Source organism: Pseudomonas sp. 22085 (genome assembly GCF_052045815.1).
Lineage (GTDB): Bacteria > Pseudomonadota > Gammaproteobacteria > Pseudomonadales > Pseudomonadaceae > Aquipseudomonas > Aquipseudomonas glycinae.
Genome location: NZ_JBQEQA010000028.1, coordinates 40,790 through 60,338, shown reverse-complemented (window position 1 = coordinate 60,338; position 19,549 = coordinate 40,790). Strand labels below are relative to the sequence as shown.

Genomic DNA, 19,549 nt, shown 5'->3' with positions numbered 1-19,549 from the left:
AGGATCAACGGCCAGCGGATTTTCAGGCGCCGGAGATATCGGACCCGGTCAACACTTTACGAAACGTCTCCACCAACGGCCGTAAATTGACTCGGTGCCAAGCCGCCCACAACGGCGTGGTAAACGCCAGCCACGGCACCTCCCGCAGCACCACGCCCGGCGGGGCGTTATGGCTCAGGCCTTTCTGGATCATCGCGATCCCCAGTCCCGAGGCGACCAACCCCAACGCGGTAAACGGCTCGGTGGCCTGCATCCGCACATCCGGCGTGAAACCTGCGCGGATGCAGGCGCTGACGAACTCATCGTCGGCCCCTTGGCGCGGTTGCACGCCAATCCATTCCTGATCGGCCAGATGGTCCGGGGTCAGCGAAGCCTGCGTCGCCAACGGGTGATGTTCGGGCAGCGCCAACAGCATCGGGTCGTCCAGCACTTGAAAGCCCAGTAGATCCGGATCGTCGGTCGTCGGTGGTTCGCTGACCAGTGCGATATCGAGACTACGCTGACGCAGGCCTTCGAGTTGTTCGGCGGAGCTGAGGTTGTACAGCGCGACATGCACGTTCGGCCGGTCGACCCGCAGCACGCGCAAGGCATTGGGCAAGACCCCGGCGTGCATCGCGTTCTCGATGTAGCCGATGCACAGGCCACCTTCTTCGCCACGGCCCAGGCGTTTGCCGAGGGATTCCAAGCGGTTGGCGTGGGTCAGCAGGGCGCGGGTTTCGGCGAGAAAGGTCTGGCCGTCGCGGGTCAGGCGGATGCGCTGCTGGCTGCGTTCGAACAGGGTCAGGCCCAGGCGTTCTTCGAGCTGGGCGATCTGCCGGCTGAGGGGCGACTGGGAAATGTGCAGGCGCTCGGCGGCGCGGCCGACGTGTTCTTCCTCGGCGACGGCGACGAAGTAGCGCAATTGGCGGATGTCGATCATGTCAGACCTTCAGGGACTCAAGTGCTACGGATTATGTCTTGGACGGTCTGAGTGGCGCAATCTACGATCTGCTCAACGGTCAACACCGACCACGAACTACGAGGACAGCATCATGAGCTTGAAAGACAAACTCCCCGGCCAACTCGGCTTCGGCACCGCGCCGCTGGGCAACATGTTCCGCGCCATTCCTGAAGAGGAAGCGCAAGCCACCGTGCACGCGGCATGGGATGCCGGCGTGCGTTACTTCGACACCGCGCCGTTCTACGGTTCGGGCCTCTCGGAAATCCGCCTCGGCGAAGCACTGTCCCGCTACAAGCGCGACGACTATGTGCTCAGCACCAAGGTCGGCCGGGTGATTCTCGATGAAGTCGAAGACGCCGCCACCCGGGATCTGGGCGAGAAAAGCGGGGTGTTCGAACACGGCCGCCCGAACAAGATCGTCAACGACTACAGCGCCGACGCAACGCTGCGTTCGATCGAAGACAGCCTCAAGCGTCTGAAAACCGATCGCCTCGACATCGTCTGGGTCCACGATATCGCTCAGGATTTCTACGGCGATCAATGGCTCGAGTACTTCAATCAGGCCCGTACCGGCGCCTTCAAAGTCCTGACGCGTCTGCGTGAAGAAGGCGTGATCAAGGGTTGGGGCCTGGGCGTGAACAAGGTCGAACCGTGCGAGTTGACGCTGGACCTGACCGAGGCGCAGCCTGACGGCTTCCTGTTGGCCGGCCGCTACACCTTGCTCGACCACGACCGCGCCTTGCAGCGTTTGATGGATTCGGCGCGGGCGCAGAACGTAGAAATCGTGGTCGGCGGTCCCTACAGCTCGGGGATCCTGGCCGGCGGCGCGCACTTCGAATACCAGAAAGCCAGTCCTGAAATCGTTGCCAGGGTCGAGCAGATCAAACGCATCGCCGCAGCTCACGGCGTCGATGTCAAAGCGGCTGCACTACAATTCTCGCTGGCCAATCCGGCCGTGGCGGCCGTGATTCCCGGCGCGAGCAAACCGGGGCGCATCGCTGAAGATGTGGCGGCGCTGTCGGCGGTCATTCCGGCCGGTTTCTGGCAGGCCATGCGTGAAGCGAAACTGGTGTCCGAACGTGCACCATTACCCATCGACGAGGTGAAAGCATGAAGATCGATCTGAGCGGAAAACTGGCGATTGTCAGCGGCAGCACGGCGGGCATCGGTTTGGGCATCAGCCAGTCGCTGGCCGAGGCGGGCGCCACGGTGGTGGTGATCGGTCGCGACGCGGCCAAGGTCGAACAGGCGCTGGCAAGTATTCGCGACAAGGTGCCGGGCGCGCAACTGCGCGGTCTGACGGCGGATCTGGGCACGGCCGAAGGCGCGCAGAAACTGTTCGCCGCCGAACCGAAAGCCGACATCCTGGTGAACAACCTCGGCATCTACAACGCCGTGGATTTCTTCGACGCGCCGGACGATGAGTGGACGCGCTTCTATGAAATCAACGTGATCTCCGGCGTGCGCCTGTCGCGGCATTACGTGCCGGCGATGGTCGAGCAGGGCTGGGGCCGGGTGATCTTCCTGTCTTCGGAATCCGGCGTGGCCACCCCGGCCGACATGATCAACTATGGCGTGACCAAAAGCGCCAACCTCGCGGTGTCCCATGGCCTGGCCAAACGCCTGGCGGGCACCGGGGTTACGGTCAACGCGATTCTGCCGGGGCCGACCTTCACTGACGGTGTCGAGGAAATGCTCAAGGATGCTGCCGCCGAGTCTGGCCGCAGCCTGCGTGACGAAGCCGACGCCTTTGTGCGCCGGGCCCGTCCGAGCTCGATCATCCAGCGCGTGGCGGATGTCGAAGAGGTCGCGCACCTGGTCACCTACATCGCTTCACCGCTGTCTTCAGCTACCACTGGCGCCGCGTTGCGGGTCGACGGCGGCGTGGTCGACAGCCTGACTATCTGAATTTATCGAGAGAGACTTTTTATTTATGGCAACTGCATCAGCAACCATCGACATCCCGGCTTCGGCCGAACAGGTCTGGCAATTGATTGGCGGCTTCAACAGCCTGCCGGACTGGCTGCCCTTCATTCCCAATAGCGAACTGAGTGAAGGCGGGCGTGTGCGCACCCTGCAAACCGCTGACGGCGGGGTGGTGGTCGAGCGTCTGGAGACGTTCGATAACGCGGGCAAGACGTACAGTTATTCGATCGAGCAGGCACCGTTTCCGGCCACCGATTATCTGGCGACGATTCGTGTCGAAGCCCAAGGGCAGGGCGCGAAGGTGACGTGGTCGGGACGCTTCACGGCCAAGGGCGTGAGCGAGGAGGAAGTGGTGGCGCTGTTCAGCGGGATCTATCAGGGTGGGCTTGAGGCGCTGCGCGCCAACTACCCCGCCTGAGTTTGTTGATGATCGTTCCCACGCTCCGCGTGGGAATGCAGCCCGGGACGCTCCGCGTCCCTTCCAGAGCTGGAACGCGGAGCGTCCCTTTAGGCATTCCCACGCAGAGCGTGGGAACGATCTATCTCAAGATTGTGAAATCAGGCTCTGCCGACAATCCAGCACCAGCTTCGCCCCGCCCAGATCGCTGCGTCCCACCTCAAGGCTGAACCCGTGCAGATTGACGATCGCTGCGACGATCGACAGCCCCAGACCAAAACCATTCTGCAGTTGCCCGCCCTCGGCACGGTAGAAACGCTGGAACACCGCCTCCCGTTCGGTCTCGGGAATGCCGGGCCCGGAGTCCTGCACTTCGATCCGCGTATGCCCCGCATCATTGACCCCGCGCAACACCACCGTGCCACCGGCTGGGGTGAACTTGATCGAATTGCTCAACAGGTTCGCCAGCGCTTCAAACAGCAGCGCTCGATCACCGTTCAGCATGGGTAGGGTTTCCGGCATGTTCAGCTCGAAACGCAGCTCGTCGTCTTCGGCCAGCGGCAGATAGAACTCGTGCAGTTCCTGCAGCAACAACACCGGATCAAGCTCGACAAAACCCGAGCGCCGCTGACGATCCTCCAGTTCGGAAATCCTCAATAAACCGCGGAACCGCGCCATCAGCGTATCGGCCTCGGCCAGCACCAGATCCAGTTGCGCCGCTTCCGGCGAGCCTTCGCCAGCCTGTTGCTGCATGCGATACAACTGCGCGCGCAAACGGGTCAGCGGGGTGCGCAAGTCATGGGCGATGTTGTCGCACACACCTTTGACTTCGTTCATCAAGCGCTCGATGCGATCAAGCATGGCGTTGACGATGGCGGCGAGCATGTCCAGTTCATCGCGACGATTGGACAGCGGCAAACGGTGGGTCAGGTCGCCGGCGACAATCGACTGGGCGCTGGCCTGGATCGCCCGGATCCGCCGCAGCGGCCGACGACGCAGCAAGTGCCAGCCGATAATCCCCGGCACAATCGTCAGCGACACGCCCCAGAACAACGCATGCAGAATGATCCTGGTCACCGCGAACAGTGAACCGTTGTCACGCAACAACACCAGCCAACGGCCGTCGCGGGTCGGAGTGGCGACCGCGTCGCAGCTGTCGGCGGGCAGGGTCGGGTCGTCGGAGTCGGCGCATTCGCTGAGCATGTGGATCTTGCCGTCCAGCGGCAGGCCTTCAGGAATCTTCTGCAACGCGCCGCCGAGGTAGCGATGCTGAGCGTCAAACAACCCATAGGCGTCGATGCCGCGAATGTCGAAGGTCATGCTGGCGGCGAGCGCGTCTTCCAGCTGATCACCGCGAAAGTGCGAAAACAGGTGCTGACGTTGCATCAGCGAATGCTTGGCCAGGTTGTCGAGGTAACCGGAGACCTCGAAGTACATGACCCCCATGAGGATCGCGCTCCAGGCCACGAACAATGAACTGTACAGCGCCAGCAGTCGGCTGCTGGAAGAACGCCAACCGTCAGACGGGTTCGGCAATGACATAACCCGAGCCTCGCACCGTGCGGATCAGCGGGACATTGCCCGGAGGGTCGATCTTCTTGCGCAGGCGGCCGATGTGCACGTCGATCAGGTTGGTGCCGGGGTCGAAGTGATAGCCCCAGACTTCCTCGAAAATCATCATCCGCGACAGGATCTGGCCGCTGTTGCGCATCAGGAATTCCAGCAATTTGTACTCGGTCGGCAACAATGTCAGCACCTGCTCGGCGCGCCGGGCTTCGTGGCTGATCAGATCGAGTTGCAGATCCGCCACCTGCAACGTGGTCGGCTGGGCGCCGTTGCTGTTCTGCCGACGCAGCAAAACTTCGACTCGGGCGGCCATTTCATCGGTGGCGAACGGTTTGGTCAGGTAGTCATCGCCGCCGGCGCGCAAGCCACGCACACGCTCGTCGACGTCGGAGAGCGCGCTGATCATCAGGATCGGCGTCGCCACGCCCATGGTCCGCAGCGTGGTGACGATGGCCAGACCGTCGAGCTCCGGCAGCATGCGGTCGAGGGTGATCAGGTCGTAGTTGCCGCTGACGGCACGGTCCAGGCCTTCACGGCCGTTGTCGACCCAGTCCACGTCGAGGCCGTGGCTGCTCAGTTCGGCGACAATTTCCCGGGCGGTCACGGCGTCGTCTTCGATGGTGAGGATGCGAGTCATGGTGGGCCTGCTGGTCTGTTCAAACGCAATGGCAGCATTTTGCCAAGATTTTACGCGGGCGCTTTAAATTAACTTTCATGTTTTAGCGGATACAAACGCTACGACCGGGCTTTTGTGCCAATGCATAAAACCCGCTGTTATCGAGCCGTTGTTGCAAATTGCATGGTCCTGGGAAGTTCAGAGTTTTTAACTGATTGAATCCAAACGATTTATTTAATGTTGGCGACTGGCACGGTCACTGCAATTCCTCTGATGACGAGTTGTAACACCATTTTTCATGCTTGGAGCACTACAACAATGAATAGATCCTCTGATGGGTTTTATCCTGCCTACGAAGGAGAGTCGAGCAACGTCTCGGGGGTGTCCTGGGGCGCGATCTTCGCAGGGGCTGCCGCTGCGGCGGCACTGTCGCTGATTCTCGTGCTGCTGGGCTTCGGTCTGGGCTTCTCCGCCGTTTCACCGTGGGCCGGGGAGGGCGTCAGCGCCAAGGGCCTGGGCATTTCCACCATTATCTGGCTGGCGGCCACGCAAATCATCGCTTCGGGGCTCGGCGGCTACATCGCTGGTCGCTTGCGAGTGAAGTGGGCCAACATGCACGGTGACGAGGTGTATTTCCGCGACACCGCTCATGGCTTTCTCTCCTGGTGTGTAGCGACTCTGGTCACCGCAACGCTGGTGGTCGGCTCGGTCAGCAGCATCGTCAGCGGTGGCGTGCAGGCCGGTGCGAGTGTTGTCGGCGGCGCTGCCGGTGCCATGACGCAAGCGGCCGGCACGGCGGCCGGCAACACCGACAGTGACCAGTACGGCTACTTCGTCGACAGCCTGTTCCGCGACGATCGTCCCGCCGCCGTCAGCGATGACGCCGCCCGTGGCACCGTGACCCGGATCTTCGCCCAGAGCCTGGCCAACGGTCAGCTCAGCGCCGAAGACCGGACCTACCTCGCGCAACTGGTCGCTCAGCGTACCAACCTGACCCAGGCCGATGCCGAACGTCGGGTTGATGAAATCTACGCCCGCACCCAAAAGGCAATTGCCGACGCCAAAGTGAAAGCGCAACAAGCCGCCGACACCGCCGCCAAAGTCGCTGCCTGGACCACGCTGTGGATGTTCATCGCACTGTTGGCCGGTGCGTTTTTCGCCAGCCTCTCGGCCACTTTCGGCGGTCGCCGTCGGGATGCGGTCGAGTACGTCGAAGTCGAAACCTACACCACGACCACGCTGCCGCCAGTCCGTTAATCAAGGAGAATCACCATGCGCTCACTACTGCTGTTTTTCCTCGGCGTACCCATCCCGATCATCATCCTGATCGCCCTGTTCGTGCACTGATTCCTTGAGGCACATGCCTTGGCCGCTTCCACCTTCGGGTTGAAGCGGCTTTTTGCTTTCTGCGCGGGGCCGAAGGCGCAGAACCGTACAGTCATTTCCATGGCCTGGATCAATATCCGTTAACGCAATATCCCCTAACGTGAAATTTCCAGGCCCTTGCCGCTGGATCGACTACATTGCTTGCGCGCACTCTGCTGCGCGAACAAAACCCGCCTGCCGGCCCGATAGAGAGCGATAACCCCCACGAGCCGGCGAGGTGTAGTGCAGCAAGGAGCTGTTTCAACCTCACCTGAACTTTTCACGGATGATCATCGCAATGCACTGCCTAGAAAGAACCTTCGATATCCAGCCTTTGGCGCAGGCGGATATGACTGTCCACATCAACGGCCAGCCGGTCACTGCCGCTATTGGCGAAACCGTGCTCAGCGTCATTCAGTCCCTCGGCGTGCGCCAGGTCGCGCGCAACGATCACAACCAGATCAGCGGCGCCTATTGCGGCATGGGCGTGTGCCAGTGCTGCCTGGTGAAAATCAACGGCCGGCACAAGCGGCGTGCCTGCCAGACCGTGGTGCGCGACGGCATGCTGATCGAGACCCAGGTCAACCGCATTCACGGGCAGGAGGTGCTATGAGCCAGAATCCGGTGATCGTAGGGGGTGGCCCGGCGGGAATGGCGGCGGCCATCGAGCTGGCCCTGCACGGGGTGCGCTGCACCTTGCTCGAAGAAGCTTCGCGCCTGGGTGGCGTGGTCTATCGCGGGCCGCTGCGTGACGGCGTGCAGCTGGATTATCTGGGGCCGCGCTATTCCGAGGCGTTGGGCAAATTGCACGGTGATTTCCAGGAGCAGTCCGGGCTGATCGACGTGCGCCTCAACCATCGCGTGGTCGGCGCTGAAGGCACGCGCTCGCTGGTGGTGCTGGACGGCGACGAGCGTCTGCACGAAATCGAATACCCGCAGTTGCTGCTGGCCGCCGGTTGCCACGAACGCAGCGTGCCGTTTCCAGGCTGGACGCTGCCCGGCGTGATCATGCTCGGTGGCCTGCAATTGCAGATCAAAAGCGGGGTGGTCAAACCGCAGGGGCCGGTGGTGATCGCCGGCACCGGGCCGCTGTTGCCGCTGGTGGCGACCCAGTTGCACGCGTCGGGCGTGAGTGTGGCGGGGGTCTACGAGGCTTGCGCATTCGGCAAGATCGCCAAGGAAAGCCTGGCGCTGCTGAACAAGCCGCAGCTGTTCCTCGATGGCTTGAGCATGCTCGCCTATCTGAAATTGCATGGCATCCCGATGAACTACGGCTGGGGCGTGGTCGAAGCGCACGGCGACGGCGAACTGAAAAGCGTCAGCGTGGCGCCGTACTCGGCAACGTGGGAGCCGGACATGAGCCGCGTCGAACGCTTCGAAGCGAAGACCCTCGCGGTCGGTTACGGCTTTATCCCGCGCACGCAACTGAGTCAGCAAATGGGCCTGGATCACGGCTTCAGCGACGACGGTTACCTGCGCGCCAACGCCAACATCTGGCAGCAAAGCAGCGAGCCCCACGTGCATCTGGCCGGTGACATGGGCGGGATTCGTGGTGGTGAAGCGGCGATGCTCGCCGGCAAGATCGCGGCAACCTCGATCCTGCTGCAACGCGGCGTGCTGGAAGAAGAGCTGGCGCGCGTCCGTCGCGACCGTTACCTGGGCAAACTCAAAGCTATCGTACGTTTCCGCGCTGCGGTGGATCGCTACACCGAACGCGGCGTCGGGCAAACCGCATTGCCAGCCGCCGACACGGTGATCTGCCGCTGCGAACACGCGACCCGCGCCGACATCGACCGGGCGCTGGAGCAGGGCGTGCAAGACATCGCCAGCCTGAAAATGCGCACCCGCGTAAGTATGGGCGACTGTCAGGGGCGGATGTGCGTCGGCTATTGCAGCGACCGCTTGCGTCAGGCCACCGGGCGCAAGGATGTCGGCTGGCTGCGCCCGCGTTTCCCGATCGATCCGATTCCTTTTTCCGCGTTCCAGTCCCTCGGCACGGAGGCCGTTTCCCATGAGTAAGTTCTACGATGTGGTCATCGCCGGCGGCGGTGTGATCGGCGCGTCCATCGCCTATCAGTTGTCCAAACGCAAAGGCCTCAAGGTTGCGCTGATCGACGCCAAGCGTCCGGGCAACGCGACCCGCGCCTCGGCCGGTGGCTTATGGGCGATTGGCGAGTCGGTGGGGCTGGGCTGCGGGGTGATTTTCTTCCGCATGATGTCGGCCAACCGCAAGCGCGAAACCCAGGGCGCGGCGGTGGCGGTGGACGCCAGCACGCCTCACATTCTGCCGCCGTCGTTCTTCGATTTCGCTTTGCAATCCAATGCGCTGTACCCGGCGTTGCATCGCGAGCTGAAGGACAATCACGGGATGGATTTCAAGTTCGAAAAGACCGGGCTCAAATTCGTGATCTATGACGATGAGGACCGGTTGTACGCCGAGCACATCGTCGGCTGCATTCCGCATCTGGCCGATCAAGTGCGCTGGCTGGATCAGGCGGCGTTGCGCGAGTCCGAGCCGAGCGTCAGCCACGAGGCACGCGGGGCGCTGGAATTCCTCTGCGATCATCAGGTCAGCCCGTTCCGCCTGGCCGACGCCTACACCGAAGGCGCCCGACAGAATGGCGTGGACATGTATGTCAACACCAACATCACCGGCGTGCTGCATCACGGCACGCGGGTGACCGGGGTGCAGACGACTGAAGCCGGGGTGTTCCACTGCAAGACCCTGATCAACGCTGCCGGCGCCTGGGCAGCGGACTTGAGCGAGTGGGCCACGGGCATCCGTATTCCGGTGAAACCGGTGAAAGGCCAGATCCTGCTGACCGAACGTCTGCCGAAAATCCTCAACGGCTGCCTGACCACCAGCGATTGCTACATGGCGCAGAAGGACAACGGCGAAATCCTGATCGGCAGCACCACCGAGGACAAGGGCTTCGACGTCACCACCACCTGGCCGGAAATCGCCGGGCTGGTGCAGGGCGCCGTCCGTTGCTTGCCGGAATTGGCGGACATCAACCTCAAGCGTACCTGGGCCGGATTGCGGCCGGGCTCGCCGGACGAGTTGCCGATTCTCGGGCCGATGGCCGGGGTAGAGGGGTATCTCAACGCCTGCGGGCATTTCCGCACCGGGGTACTGACTTCGGCGATCACCGGGGTGTTGCTGGACAAACTGGTCAACGATGAACCGTTGCCGCTGGACATCACGCCGTTTCTGGCGGACCGGTTTGAAGTGGCGCCTGTGCAGGAAAAACGGGCGCTGGAGATGGCCTGACTTGTGATCGTTCCCACGCTCCGCGTGGGAATGCCTCAAGGGACGCTCCGCGTTCCAGCTCTGGAAGGGACGCGGAGCGTCCCGGGCTGCATTCCCACGCAGAGCGTGGGAACGATCAGGGTCAGGCGGTCGGCGCGCGCAGTGTGCGGGGGCTCAGGACTTGCCCGATTGTTCTTCCAGTTGATCCGACTCGAACAACCGGGCCAGTTCCGCCCGCGCTTCCTGGGCGGTCTGCAGCACTTTGGCCGCGTCGTCGTACACCGCGTGTTGAGCCTCGAGTACCTGTTCGTCATGGTGCTTGAAGCGCTTGATCCGCGCATCGGCCTGGGCCTGGGTCAAGCCGAGGCCAACCAGCGTACGGCGGCTCATTTCCAGACTGGAGTAATAGGTTTCCCGAATCGGATCGGCCCCCACATCCACCAACCGATGAACATGCTGCCGGTTACGCGCCCGGGCGATGATCTTCATGTCTGGGTAGAGCTTGCGCACGATCTCGGCGGTCTTGATGTTGGTTTCCGGATCATCCGTGGCAATCACGAAGTACTCCGCTTCACCGACCTTGGCCGCACTGAGGATTTCCGGACGCATCGGGTCACCGTAGAACACCGGCACGCCACCGAAACTGCGCGACAGTTCGATGGTTTCCACCGAGGTGTCCAGCGCCACGAACTTGATGTTCTGCGCCCGCAGAATCCGCGCCACGATCTGACCCATCCGACCCATACCGGCAATCACCACCCGTGGCGATTCGGTCTCGATCTGGCGGAATTTCTCCGGCACTTCCACCGGCTGCACCTTCGGGCTGACCAGTCGTGCGCAGACCAACAGTAACAGCGGCGTCACCGCCATCGACAGGGTGATGGTCAGCACCAGCAGATCGTACAGACGCGGTTCGAACAGGCCCTGATCGCGACCGATCTTGAACACCACAAACGCAAATTCACCGCCCGCCGCCAGCACGATGCCGAGGCGAATCGCGCTGACCTTGTTCAATCCACCGGCGAGGCGCCCGACCACAAACAGCAACGGCAACTTCAGGGCGATCAGCAGCAGCGTCAGCCCCAGCACCGTGATCGGCGCGCTGAGCAGCAGACTGAGGTTGGCGCCCATGCCGACGCTGATGAAAAACAGCCCCAGCAACAGGCCCTTGAACGGCTCGATCTGCGCTTCCAGCTCATGGCGATATTCCGAATCCGCCAGCAGCAACCCGGCGAGAAATGCGCCCAGCGCCATCGACACACCGACCATGTCCATCAGCCATGCGGTGCCGATCACCACCAGCAACGCAGTGGCGGTGGAGACTTCCGGCAGACCGGTTTTCGCCACGATGCGGAACACCGGACGCAGCAGATAACGTCCGCCGATCACCACCACCGCGATGCCGCCGAGCACCTGCAAACTGTGGCGCACGTCGTCGGCAGTGCTGGTGTGGTGATCGACCCCCGCGAGCATCGGCACCAGCGCGATCAGCGGGATCGCGGCGATGTCCTGAAACAGCAGAATCGCAAACGCCAGCCGCCCGTGGGGGCTGGTCAGTTCCTTGCGCTCGGCAAGGCTTTGCAGGCCGAACGCGGTAGACGACAGCGCCAGACCGAGGCCCAGAACAATCGCGCTGTTCAACGGCTGGCCAAACACCGACAGTGCCAGCACACCGATGACGGAACCGGTCAGCAACACCTGCGCCAGCCCCACGCCGAACACCGATTTGCGCATCACCCACAAACGTCGCGGCGACAGCTCCAAACCGATGATGAACAACAGCAGCACCACGCCCAGTTCCGAAATATGGCTGACACTTTGCGGATTGCCGATCAGGCCGAGCACCGACGGGCCGATGATCACCCCGGCAAACAGATAACCGAGCACCGCGCCCAGTTGCAGACGCTTGGCCAGGGGAACGGTGAGCACGGCGGCGAAGAGAAAGACGACGGCGGCTTGTAACAGATTGCCTTCATGGGGCATGAGCGGAACTCCAGTAACGCGGTACGGCGGGGGGGCGACAAGAATAAAGGCTGAAATGATTACAGATCCAGCGCAGCGCCTGCTTGAGCAGATGTGCTTCTGTAATAATTTGCATCAATTGGTTACATTTATAACCTCAACGAATCAATTCCTTCGAGTCTTTCATGGCCATCAACTTCGACCTCAACGACCTGCAAGCCTTTCGCGCCGTGGTCGAGCAGGGCAGTTTCCGCAAGGCCGCCGACACCGTGCGCCTGTCGCAACCGGCCCTGAGCCGGCGCATCGAAAAGCTCGAAGACGCTCTCGGCGTGAAGCTGTTCGAGCGCACCACGCGCAAGGTCAGCCTGACCCAGGCCGGACGCGGTTTCATGCCCAGCGTCGAACGCTTGCTCGACGATCTGGACGTCGCGTTGCTCGGCATCAGTGAGGTCGCCTCGAATCGGCAGGGCCACGTGACCGTCGCTTGCGTGCCGTCGGCGGCGTACTACTTCATGCCGAGCGTCGTCGCCCGTTATCACCAGCAGTTCCCGCGAATCAAAGTCAAAGTCCTCGATTCCAGCGCCCACGACGTGCTGAGCGCAGTGGTCAACGGCGAGGCGGATTTCGGTCTGAGTTTCATGGGCACCCAGGAGGCGGGCGTGGATTTCGAACCGCTGGTGCAGGAAAGCTACGTAGTCGCCTGTCGCCGCGATCATCCGCTGGCCGGGCGCAGGAGCGTGACCTGGGACGAGTTCTACCGGCAGGATTACATCTCGCTGGACAAGACTTCCGGCAATCGTTTTTTGCTCGATCAGGCGCTGGCCAAAGTGGTACCGCAGCGCCCGAGCATCTGCGAGACGCGGCATGTGACGACCATGATCGGTCTGGTGGAAGCGGGGTTGGGGGTGGCAGCGGTGCCGTTGATGGCGATGCCGGCGGCGGATCATCCGATCCTGACGCGGGTGCCGCTGACCGATCCGCAAGTGATGCGCAGCGTCGGCATCATCAAACGCCGGGGTCGTACGCTGACCCCGGCGGCACTGGAGCTGGAGCGGCTGGTGGTGGAAATGAAAGTCCAGCCGCCGACGGTCAGCGCTTGACCGAATCCAGACCGGTGGCCTGCACGTCAGGCTGGGCGGCGGGTGCGGCGAGATAAGCGAGCAACGCCTTGGCTTCCTGCGGATGCTGCGCACCCACTGGAATGCCCGCTGCAAATCGGGTCACCGACTGCACCGACTCCGGAATCTTCGCTACAAAACTCACCCCCGGCACCGGCAGCAATTCGCTGACCTGCTGGAAGCCCAGTTGATAGTCGCCGGTGGCGACCACCGAGCCGACCGGGATTTTCGGGATCATCTTCGCCTTCGGTTTCAGCTGATCTTCGATCCCCAGCTTCTTGAACAATTGCTGCTCGATGTACACGCCGCTGGCGCTGTCGGAGTAGGCCACCGATTTTGCATCCAACAGGGTTTTCTTCAGGGCGTCGACGTTGCTGATGTCCGGTTTCGGCGCGCCTTCGCGCACCACCAGGCCGATCCGCGAATCCGCCAGCTCCACACGCGAAGCCGGGTCGACCTTGCCTTGCTTGATCAGATCATCGAGGGCATAGCCGACCATGATCACTACGTCGGCCTTTTCACCACGGGCGAGGCGATTGGGGATTGCCTCCGGCGCCTTGCCCATCGACGGACCGAGCTGGGTGTCCAGCGTGTTGCCGGTCGCGGCGGCGAATTTCGGCCCGAGGATCTTGTAGGCGGCGGTGAAACCGCCGGAGGTCATGACCCGCAGTTCTTCGGCCTGGGCCGCAACGTTGAACGCAAGACCGGCGAGCAGGGCGGTAACGGTAAACAGTTTTTTCATGGTGATGTTCTCAGGCAGTAATAGGTTGCAGACGACCGCCGGCCCGGCGATACAGATAAAGCGTCGCGCACAATGCACACAGTGCGCCGATGCTCATCCAGTAACCCGGTGCGGCTTTGTCGCCGGTGTACTCAATCAGGAAGGTCGACATCGCTGGAGTGAATCCGCCGAACACGGCAGTGGCGAGGCTATAGGCCAGGGAGAAACCGGCCACCCGCACTTCCACCGGCATGATCTCGGTCAGCGCGGGAATCATCGCGCCGTTGTACAGGCCGTAGATAAACGACAGCCACAACAGCGACAGCAGCATGTGACTGAAGCTCGGCGCCTGCACCAGGTACGACAGCGCTGGATACGTGGTGGCCAGCGCCAGCAGCGCCATGGCGATCAGCACTGGACGGCGGCCGACGCGATCGGACAATGCACCGCCAATCGGCAGCCAGAAGAAGTTGGAAACGCCCACCAGCAACGTCACCAGCAACGCATCGGATGTGCTCAGGTGCAGCACGGTTTTGCCGAAGGTCGGTGCGTACACGGTGATCAGGTAGAACGCAGTGGTAGTCAGGGCAACCATCAGCATCCCGCCCAGCACCACGCCCCAGTTCTGACCGAGGGTGCGGAACACTTCCTTCATGCTTGGACGATGTTTGCGAGCGGCGAACTCTTCGGTTTCCGCCAGATTGCGTCGCAGAAAGAAGATGAACGGAACGATCATGCAGCCGACGAAAAACGGAATACGCCAGCCCCAATCGGCGACCGCTTCCGGCGCCATCCATTGGTTCAAGCCATAACCCAGCGCAGCGGCGACGACGATGGCCACCTGCTGACTGGCCGACTGCCAGGCGGTGAAAAAGCCTTTGCGACCGGGCGTGGCGATTTCGGAGAGATACACCGAAACTCCGCCCAGTTCCGCACCGGCGGAGAAACCTTGCAACAGCCTTCCGATCAACACCAGCGCCGGGGCAAACAGGCCGATGGTTTCGTATCCGGGCACCAGCACAATCAATATCGTGCCGCTGGCCATGATCGACAGCGTCACGATCAAACCTTTGCGCCGACCGACGTCATCGATGTACGCGCCGAGCACGATGGCCCCCAGCGGACGCATCAAAAAGCCTGCGCCGAACACTGCGAAAGTCATCATCAGGGACGCGAACTCACTGCTCGCCGGAAAGAACACCGCCGCGATCTGCGTGGCGTAGAAGCCGAACAGAAAGAAGTCGAACTGTTCGAGGAAGTTACCCGAGGTCACCCGGAAAATGGCGCCGGCCCGCGAGCCGCCGTGTGGGATTGAGGCTGTCATAGAAAAGTACTCCACCGCTTTTATGACGTGCGCGACGGGGAGGCGGCGCACGGTTCTTATTGGGGCGGATAGTGGCGCGCAGGGATCGATTTGTTAATTGCATTGTTGGCATGGATTGATGCGTATGCCGGATTAATCGGGGGCTTTGTGGGGGGCTCGCAGGCAAGTGATGGTGTGTCAGACAGTGCAAGTTTTGAATGTGCCGGCCCTATCGCTGGCAAGCCAGCTCCCACAGTTTTGATGGTGTGCTCAGCGAATCTGTAAACACCACAACCATTGTGGGAGCTGGCTTGCCAGCGATGGCGGACTGGTCGGCGACTACAATCTCCCAGACAATCCGGGCAAAAAAATACAAGGAATGATTCCCGAACCTCGCAGTCGGAGTTCAGGTATCACACATCTGAAGGAGGTTCACCGATGAACAACAAGACCCTAATTGCCAGCCTGGCCCTCGTCGCCGGCATCGCCGGGATCAGCCCACTCGTTCAAGCGGCGCAAACCTCGAACGACACTGTCGAACAATCACCGACCGGCAACCGCGAACTGAACGTCAACGACCGCGCCCCGGACATTTACCAGCGCAGCGAAAAAGCCATCAAAAACTGGAAACAGAAAGGCCTCAAGCAGCCGGAACCGCAGGCGCAGTGGGTGCAGATCAATGACAAATACGTGATGGTGATGATTACCAACGGGACGATTGTGGCGATTCAGCCGGTGGAGCGCTGACCTCAAGCAACAATTGGCCATGGACGGTTGATTGCATTCGAGCGCCGTTCCGGTAAAACGCGAGGGGCGTTTCGAGTGACTGGATGTCAGGAGCAATAGGTTGGAGAAGAAACCTCTTTACCGCAAAGAAAATACGACCACCCATAACGTCCGTCGCAACAATTCCGGCGGACATTACCGGCATCAGCGAAATACCAAGGCTGAAATCAACAGCGAGGCTACTCGCGGCTCGATGCATGGGATCCAGCACCGTGGCTTCGATTACACGCCCTTGTTTCGCTTTTTGCTGTCGCGAGTCGGCGGTGATTGGGACGAGATTTTCAGTGAAGCGGTGTCGCGGCTGGATCGGCAAGAGCCGGTGTTCTGGATGGTCGCTGTGCTTGAAAGTGACCGGGAAGAAATAGTGCGGCTCGGTGAATCGAGTTACTTCAATGGCCTGTATGTCGATGAACAGAAGCGCCTGCAAATCGTCAATCCCGCCCTGAAAGCCGAAGACATGACGCCCTACTGCCAATGCTGCACGCATACCTTCAATGGCGTTGTATTCGGTACGCCCGAGCGCTGAAATTCAATCAGCCCGGCCATGACTCAGCGTCTGCCCGCCGCCCAACCGATACTGATTGTTCCCACTGCGCTTGGCCTCGTACATCGCCAGATCCGCAATGTGCAGCAACCGGTCCATGGTCGGTGCGTGGTCGGGGAAGACGGCGACGCCGAGGCTGGTGCCGATGTGGCGTTGTTCATTGCCGATGGGGATTGGCGGGGACAGTTCGATGAAGATTTTCTGGCAGATGCTGCGCGCTTCGTCCTGCAGGTTCAGACCGGGGGCGAGGCCTTGCAGGATGACCACGAATTCATCGCCGCCGATGCGCGCGACGGTGTCGCTGACCCGCAGGATGCGTTTCAGGCGCGTGGCGGTGGTGATCAGAACGCGGTCGCCGGCGGCGTGACCGTAGCGGTCGTTGATCGCTTTGAAGCCGTTGAGATCGATAAACACCAACGCTACCCGCGTCTCGGTCACGCGCGCATGTTCCAGTGCTTCCGATAGCCGTTCTTCCAGCACCAGGCGGTTGGGCAGGCCGGTCAACGGGTCGAAATGAGCGAGGTGCTGGAGGTAGCTGGCCGAGGCCTTTTCTTCGGTGATGTCGCGCACCACGCCCATCATCTTGATCACCGCGTCGTGATCGTTGCGCACCACGTTACCGGTTTCCCGCAGCCAGCGAATCGTGCCGTCGGGCCAGACCACGCGGTACTCCTCGTCGTGGTTTTCGCCGGTCTCCAGGCATCGCAATTCCCCCGCGCGCACCCTGGCGCGGTCATCGGGGTGTACGCAGGAACAGAACAGCGCGTAGGAGGGCGTCACTTCGCCGATCTTGAAGCCGAACATGCCGAATATTGCGTCGGACCAATAGAGTCGATCCGTGTCGACTTCCCAATCCCAAGTGCCGATCCGCGCAAAATACTGGCTGCGCTTGAAGCGGTCGGCGTCGCCATCCTGACGGATGTTCTGGCCCTCGGCGGCGCGGGTGAGCAGTTCGCGATACTCGGCGAGTTGCTGACGAAGCGCGCGCACTCGGCGGATCAGAACGGCGATCACGACCAACAGCACAACGACAATGGCGAAGCTGATCCAGAGTTGAGTCATTCAAGCGTCGCTGTCATGGCGTATCGATCAGGATTGGTAGCGGGTGGCCATCATCCATCACGGCCGACGTAGGGTCAAACGGTTGCCAATGACCGGTATTTCTGGGAAAACGGCGGCCAGCGGAACAATAGAGTGAATGTTATGAATGATGAACTGCAGATAATCGATCTTCAGCCCGGCGACGGAAAAGCCGCCGTCAAAGGCGCGTTGATCACCACCCAATACACCGGTTGGCTGGAAGACGGCACCGAATTTGATTCGTCCTGGAGCCGGGGCAAGCCGTTTCAGTGCGTGATCGGCACGGGCCGGGTGATCAAGGGTTGGGATCAGGGGATCATGGGGATGCAGGTTGGCGGCAAGCGCAAACTGCTGGTGCCGGCGCATCTGGGTTACGGCGAACGGACGATGGGCAAGATTCCGCCGAATTCGAATCTGGTGTTCGAAATTGAGTTGCTTGAGGTTTTGACGCGGGAGGATTGATGACCGTTTCATTGCTGAAGTCATAAAAACCCGCTGCCTCCCTTCACGGAGACAGCGGGTTTTTTCTTGCCTTGTACCCCAGGTGTTACGCAGCCATCGCCATCTCATCCAGCGTCGCGGCAATCGTGCCGGTCAGGCTTGGGAATCGGCGCTTTACGCTGGTGAGTGCCGGCAGCAGGCGGCTGCGGTCCAGTTCGCCATGGTCGCGGGCAATCTGGACGAGGGCGGTGAGGGCGGCGCTGACGATGGATTTCCGTTCGCTCTCGAGCAGTAGCAGACAGGCTTTCTGGGCCCATTGGCTGTCTTTCTCGTTGAGGCCGATGGAGATCAGGGCGGCGATGATGTGTGCATCGGATTTGCTTTCCATGGGTGTTCCTCAGGTCGTGGCATCGAGAGTGTCCAGCGCCCGGTTCACAGCCAGTTCTCCACACATCACCACTTGGGCGATGCCCAGCACAGTGCTGCGGTAGGGCGGGTCAAGCAGCGCGGCGAAGTCGCTGAGCATCACACTGGCCGAAGTCATCGATTCGCAGGCGTGGGCCAGCAGGGCATGCTGATCCAGGTCGGGGGCGACCAGGAACATGCGGCCGGGGCAGTGTTGTTTCGGGGCGGTGGGTTTCAGGTAATGGTCGAGGGCGCGCTCGGCGGCTTCGTGGAGTTTTCTGGAATCGGCGGAGGCGTAGGGCGAGGCCGGATCGGATTCGTTGGGTTTGTCTGTTTCGGGTGGATCGGGGACGTATTTGAACATTCGGGAAAGCCTCAAAGTGATGCCGACACCACCTCGCGACTAAACGAAAAGGTGGCAGCTGTACGCAGGTTAGTCGACCGGCGACTTCCCAAAACCGGCGCACCCGAGGGTGCCCTGCACACAGCCGCCATAGAGTGCAGATGAAGGTCACCTGACTGTCTGGAGCACATGTAAAGTTTTGAGAAATCATCGAGCGACTAAACCCGATCACTGACCATTCAGTGACGCGAACCAAGTTACCGACGCCCTCAAAACCGCACAAGCCGGCGGATTCTGGCGTAGTTGTAGGCAAAGGCGCAAGGCGATGTAGCCTCTCGGATGGGGGCAAAATGATGCGTCATTTTTCAGTCCGCCATCGCGAGCAAGCTCGCTCCCACAGGGGTATGCGTAGGCTGAAGTCATCCGTTTGTCCTCCAATCCCAAACAGGCCTTGCCCCTTCCGATCGGAACAGCGACCATGCTCGCTATATAGGGGTAGGGGGTATAGGTATGTCACACACGCACGAACACAAAGGCGAGTTGCTCAACCGGGTTCGGCGCATTGCCGGGCAGGTTCAGGCTGTTGAAAAAGCGCTGGAATCCGAGGCCGATTGTGCCAAGACGTTGCACCTGATGGCGGCGATTCGCGGCGCGGTCAATGGCTTGATGGAGCAGTTCATCGAGGCCCACGCCCGCGAGCATGTCGCCCGTCCCGACCTCAGCGACGAAGCCCGCGCCCAGGGCGTGGAAGAGTTGCTGCTGGCCATCCGCCGATATTCCAAGTGA

22 protein-coding genes are annotated in these 19,549 nt (G+C 61.4%); 12 read left to right on the top strand and 10 right to left on the bottom strand.

What is annotated here, in order from left to right; genetic code table 11:
• Positions 1 to 22 precede the first annotated feature (22 nt).
• Positions 23 to 919 (bottom strand): LysR substrate-binding domain-containing protein, encoded by an 897-nt coding sequence (locus tag ACTJK7_RS26540; RefSeq protein ID WP_064380605.1) that lies wholly within the window; start codon positions 917 to 919, stop codon positions 23 to 25.
• 112 nt (positions 920 to 1,031) lie between these two features.
• On the opposite strand from ACTJK7_RS26540, the gene ACTJK7_RS26535 reads away from it, so the two are divergent.
• The 3 genes from ACTJK7_RS26535 to ACTJK7_RS26525 are packed head-to-tail and all read left to right on the top strand — an operon-like array spanning position 1,032 to position 3,284.
• Complete coding sequence (locus tag ACTJK7_RS26535) at positions 1,032 to 2,054, top strand: aldo/keto reductase (RefSeq protein ID WP_108562633.1); 1,023 nt, start codon at positions 1,032 to 1,034, stop codon at positions 2,052 to 2,054.
• On the top strand, positions 2,051 to 2,848 hold the full coding sequence (locus ACTJK7_RS26530) for an SDR family NAD(P)-dependent oxidoreductase (protein ID WP_007952959.1): 798 nt from the start codon (positions 2,051 to 2,053) through the stop codon (positions 2,846 to 2,848). Before ACTJK7_RS26535 ends, ACTJK7_RS26530 begins: the two co-directional genes overlap by 4 nt.
• A 25-nt stretch (positions 2,849 to 2,873) precedes the next feature.
• Positions 2,874 to 3,284: an SRPBCC family protein gene (locus ACTJK7_RS26525; protein ID WP_108562631.1), complete on the top strand. Its 411-nt coding sequence runs from the start codon at positions 2,874 to 2,876 to the stop codon at positions 3,282 to 3,284.
• 126 nt (positions 3,285 to 3,410) lie between these two features.
• Here ACTJK7_RS26525 and ACTJK7_RS26520 read toward each other — a convergent pair whose 3' ends face one another.
• Together ACTJK7_RS26520 and ACTJK7_RS26515 are read right to left on the bottom strand one after the other, a co-directional pair.
• Positions 3,411 to 4,805 (bottom strand): sensor histidine kinase, encoded by a 1,395-nt coding sequence (locus ACTJK7_RS26520; protein WP_108562628.1) that lies wholly within the window; start codon positions 4,803 to 4,805, stop codon positions 3,411 to 3,413.
• Complete coding sequence (locus ACTJK7_RS26515; RefSeq protein ID WP_007952956.1) at positions 4,783 to 5,466, bottom strand: response regulator transcription factor; 684 nt, start codon at positions 5,464 to 5,466, stop codon at positions 4,783 to 4,785. Before ACTJK7_RS26515 ends, ACTJK7_RS26520 begins: the two co-directional genes overlap by 23 nt.
• A 297-nt stretch (positions 5,467 to 5,763) precedes the next feature.
• Between ACTJK7_RS26515 and ACTJK7_RS26510 the strand changes: the two genes are divergently transcribed.
• A complete protein-coding gene (locus tag ACTJK7_RS26510) occupies positions 5,764 to 6,702 on the top strand; it encodes a hypothetical protein (RefSeq protein WP_108562626.1) in 939 nt (312 codons plus the stop codon).
• On the opposite strand, the gene ACTJK7_RS26505 is transcribed toward ACTJK7_RS26510, so the two are convergent.
• Positions 6,699 to 6,893 carry a hypothetical protein gene (locus ACTJK7_RS26505; RefSeq protein WP_108562624.1) on the bottom strand — a complete coding sequence of 65 codons (195 nt, stop codon included), beginning with the start codon at positions 6,891 to 6,893 and terminating at the stop codon, positions 6,699 to 6,701. The genes ACTJK7_RS26510 and ACTJK7_RS26505 overlap by 4 nt on opposite strands.
• Before the next feature lie 215 nt (positions 6,894 to 7,108).
• Here ACTJK7_RS26505 and hcnA point away from each other — a divergent pair, with 215 nt between their 5' ends.
• The 3 genes from hcnA to hcnC are packed head-to-tail and all read left to right on the top strand — an operon-like array spanning position 7,109 to position 10,081.
• Positions 7,109 to 7,423: a cyanide-forming glycine dehydrogenase subunit HcnA gene (gene hcnA, locus ACTJK7_RS26500; RefSeq protein WP_108563701.1), complete on the top strand. Its 315-nt coding sequence runs from the start codon at positions 7,109 to 7,111 to the stop codon at positions 7,421 to 7,423.
• Positions 7,420 to 8,829: a cyanide-forming glycine dehydrogenase subunit HcnB gene (gene hcnB / locus ACTJK7_RS26495; protein ID WP_064380590.1), complete on the top strand. Its 1,410-nt coding sequence runs from the start codon at positions 7,420 to 7,422 to the stop codon at positions 8,827 to 8,829. The genes hcnA and hcnB overlap by 4 nt, the downstream gene beginning before the upstream one ends.
• Positions 8,822 to 10,081: a cyanide-forming glycine dehydrogenase subunit HcnC gene (gene hcnC, locus ACTJK7_RS26490; protein ID WP_108562622.1), complete on the top strand. Its 1,260-nt coding sequence runs from the start codon at positions 8,822 to 8,824 to the stop codon at positions 10,079 to 10,081. The genes hcnB and hcnC overlap by 8 nt, the downstream gene beginning before the upstream one ends.
• Positions 10,082 to 10,234: 153 nt before the next feature.
• Here the strand turns inward: hcnC and ACTJK7_RS26485 are convergent, their stop codons facing one another.
• Entirely contained in the window at positions 10,235 to 12,043 is a 1,809-nt protein-coding gene (locus ACTJK7_RS26485; protein WP_064380587.1) for a monovalent cation:proton antiporter-2 (CPA2) family protein, read from the bottom strand.
• A gap of 164 nt (positions 12,044 to 12,207) precedes the next feature.
• Here ACTJK7_RS26485 and ACTJK7_RS26480 point away from each other — a divergent pair, with 164 nt between their 5' ends.
• A complete protein-coding gene (locus tag ACTJK7_RS26480) occupies positions 12,208 to 13,122 on the top strand; it encodes a LysR family transcriptional regulator (protein WP_108562620.1) in 915 nt (304 codons plus the stop codon).
• Here ACTJK7_RS26480 and ACTJK7_RS26475 read toward each other — a convergent pair.
• A complete protein-coding gene (locus ACTJK7_RS26475; protein ID WP_085746042.1) occupies positions 13,112 to 13,882 on the bottom strand; it encodes a substrate-binding domain-containing protein in 771 nt (256 codons plus the stop codon). The genes ACTJK7_RS26480 and ACTJK7_RS26475 overlap by 11 nt on opposite strands.
• A 10-nt stretch (positions 13,883 to 13,892) precedes the next feature.
• Positions 13,893 to 15,185, bottom strand: coding sequence for an MFS transporter (locus ACTJK7_RS26470; RefSeq protein ID WP_108562618.1), 1,293 nt, complete (start codon positions 15,183 to 15,185; stop codon positions 13,893 to 13,895).
• Between the two features lie 417 nt (positions 15,186 to 15,602).
• On the opposite strand from ACTJK7_RS26470, the gene ACTJK7_RS26465 reads away from it, so the two are divergent.
• Positions 15,603 to 15,911 (top strand): RcnB family protein, encoded by a 309-nt coding sequence (locus ACTJK7_RS26465; RefSeq protein ID WP_064597595.1) that lies wholly within the window; start codon positions 15,603 to 15,605, stop codon positions 15,909 to 15,911.
• Positions 15,912 to 16,011: 100 nt separating this feature from the next.
• The gene (locus tag ACTJK7_RS26460) at positions 16,012 to 16,476 is read left to right on the top strand and encodes a hypothetical protein (protein WP_108562616.1); all 465 of its coding nucleotides are present in this window, start codon (positions 16,012 to 16,014) and stop codon (positions 16,474 to 16,476) included.
• Between the two features lie 3 nt (positions 16,477 to 16,479).
• Here ACTJK7_RS26460 and ACTJK7_RS26455 read toward each other — a convergent pair whose 3' ends face one another.
• Positions 16,480 to 17,556, bottom strand: coding sequence for a sensor domain-containing diguanylate cyclase (locus ACTJK7_RS26455; RefSeq protein ID WP_108562614.1), 1,077 nt, complete (start codon positions 17,554 to 17,556; stop codon positions 16,480 to 16,482).
• A 141-nt stretch (positions 17,557 to 17,697) separates the two neighbouring features.
• Here ACTJK7_RS26455 and ACTJK7_RS26450 point away from each other — a divergent pair, with 141 nt between their 5' ends.
• A complete protein-coding gene (locus tag ACTJK7_RS26450; protein ID WP_007952931.1) occupies positions 17,698 to 18,036 on the top strand; it encodes an FKBP-type peptidyl-prolyl cis-trans isomerase in 339 nt (112 codons plus the stop codon).
• Positions 18,037 to 18,121: 85 nt separating this feature from the next.
• On the opposite strand, the gene ACTJK7_RS26445 is transcribed toward ACTJK7_RS26450, so the two are convergent.
• Entirely contained in the window at positions 18,122 to 18,403 is a 282-nt protein-coding gene (locus tag ACTJK7_RS26445; RefSeq protein ID WP_108562612.1) for a hypothetical protein, read from the bottom strand.
• A gap of 9 nt (positions 18,404 to 18,412) precedes the next feature.
• Complete coding sequence (locus tag ACTJK7_RS26440; protein WP_108562610.1) at positions 18,413 to 18,784, bottom strand: DUF6124 family protein; 372 nt, start codon at positions 18,782 to 18,784, stop codon at positions 18,413 to 18,415.
• Positions 18,785 to 19,273: 489 nt separating this feature from the next.
• Between ACTJK7_RS26440 and ACTJK7_RS26435 the strand changes: the two genes are divergently transcribed.
• The gene (locus tag ACTJK7_RS26435; protein WP_011334838.1) at positions 19,274 to 19,549 is read left to right on the top strand and encodes a metal/formaldehyde-sensitive transcriptional repressor; all 276 of its coding nucleotides are present in this window, start codon (positions 19,274 to 19,276) and stop codon (positions 19,547 to 19,549) included.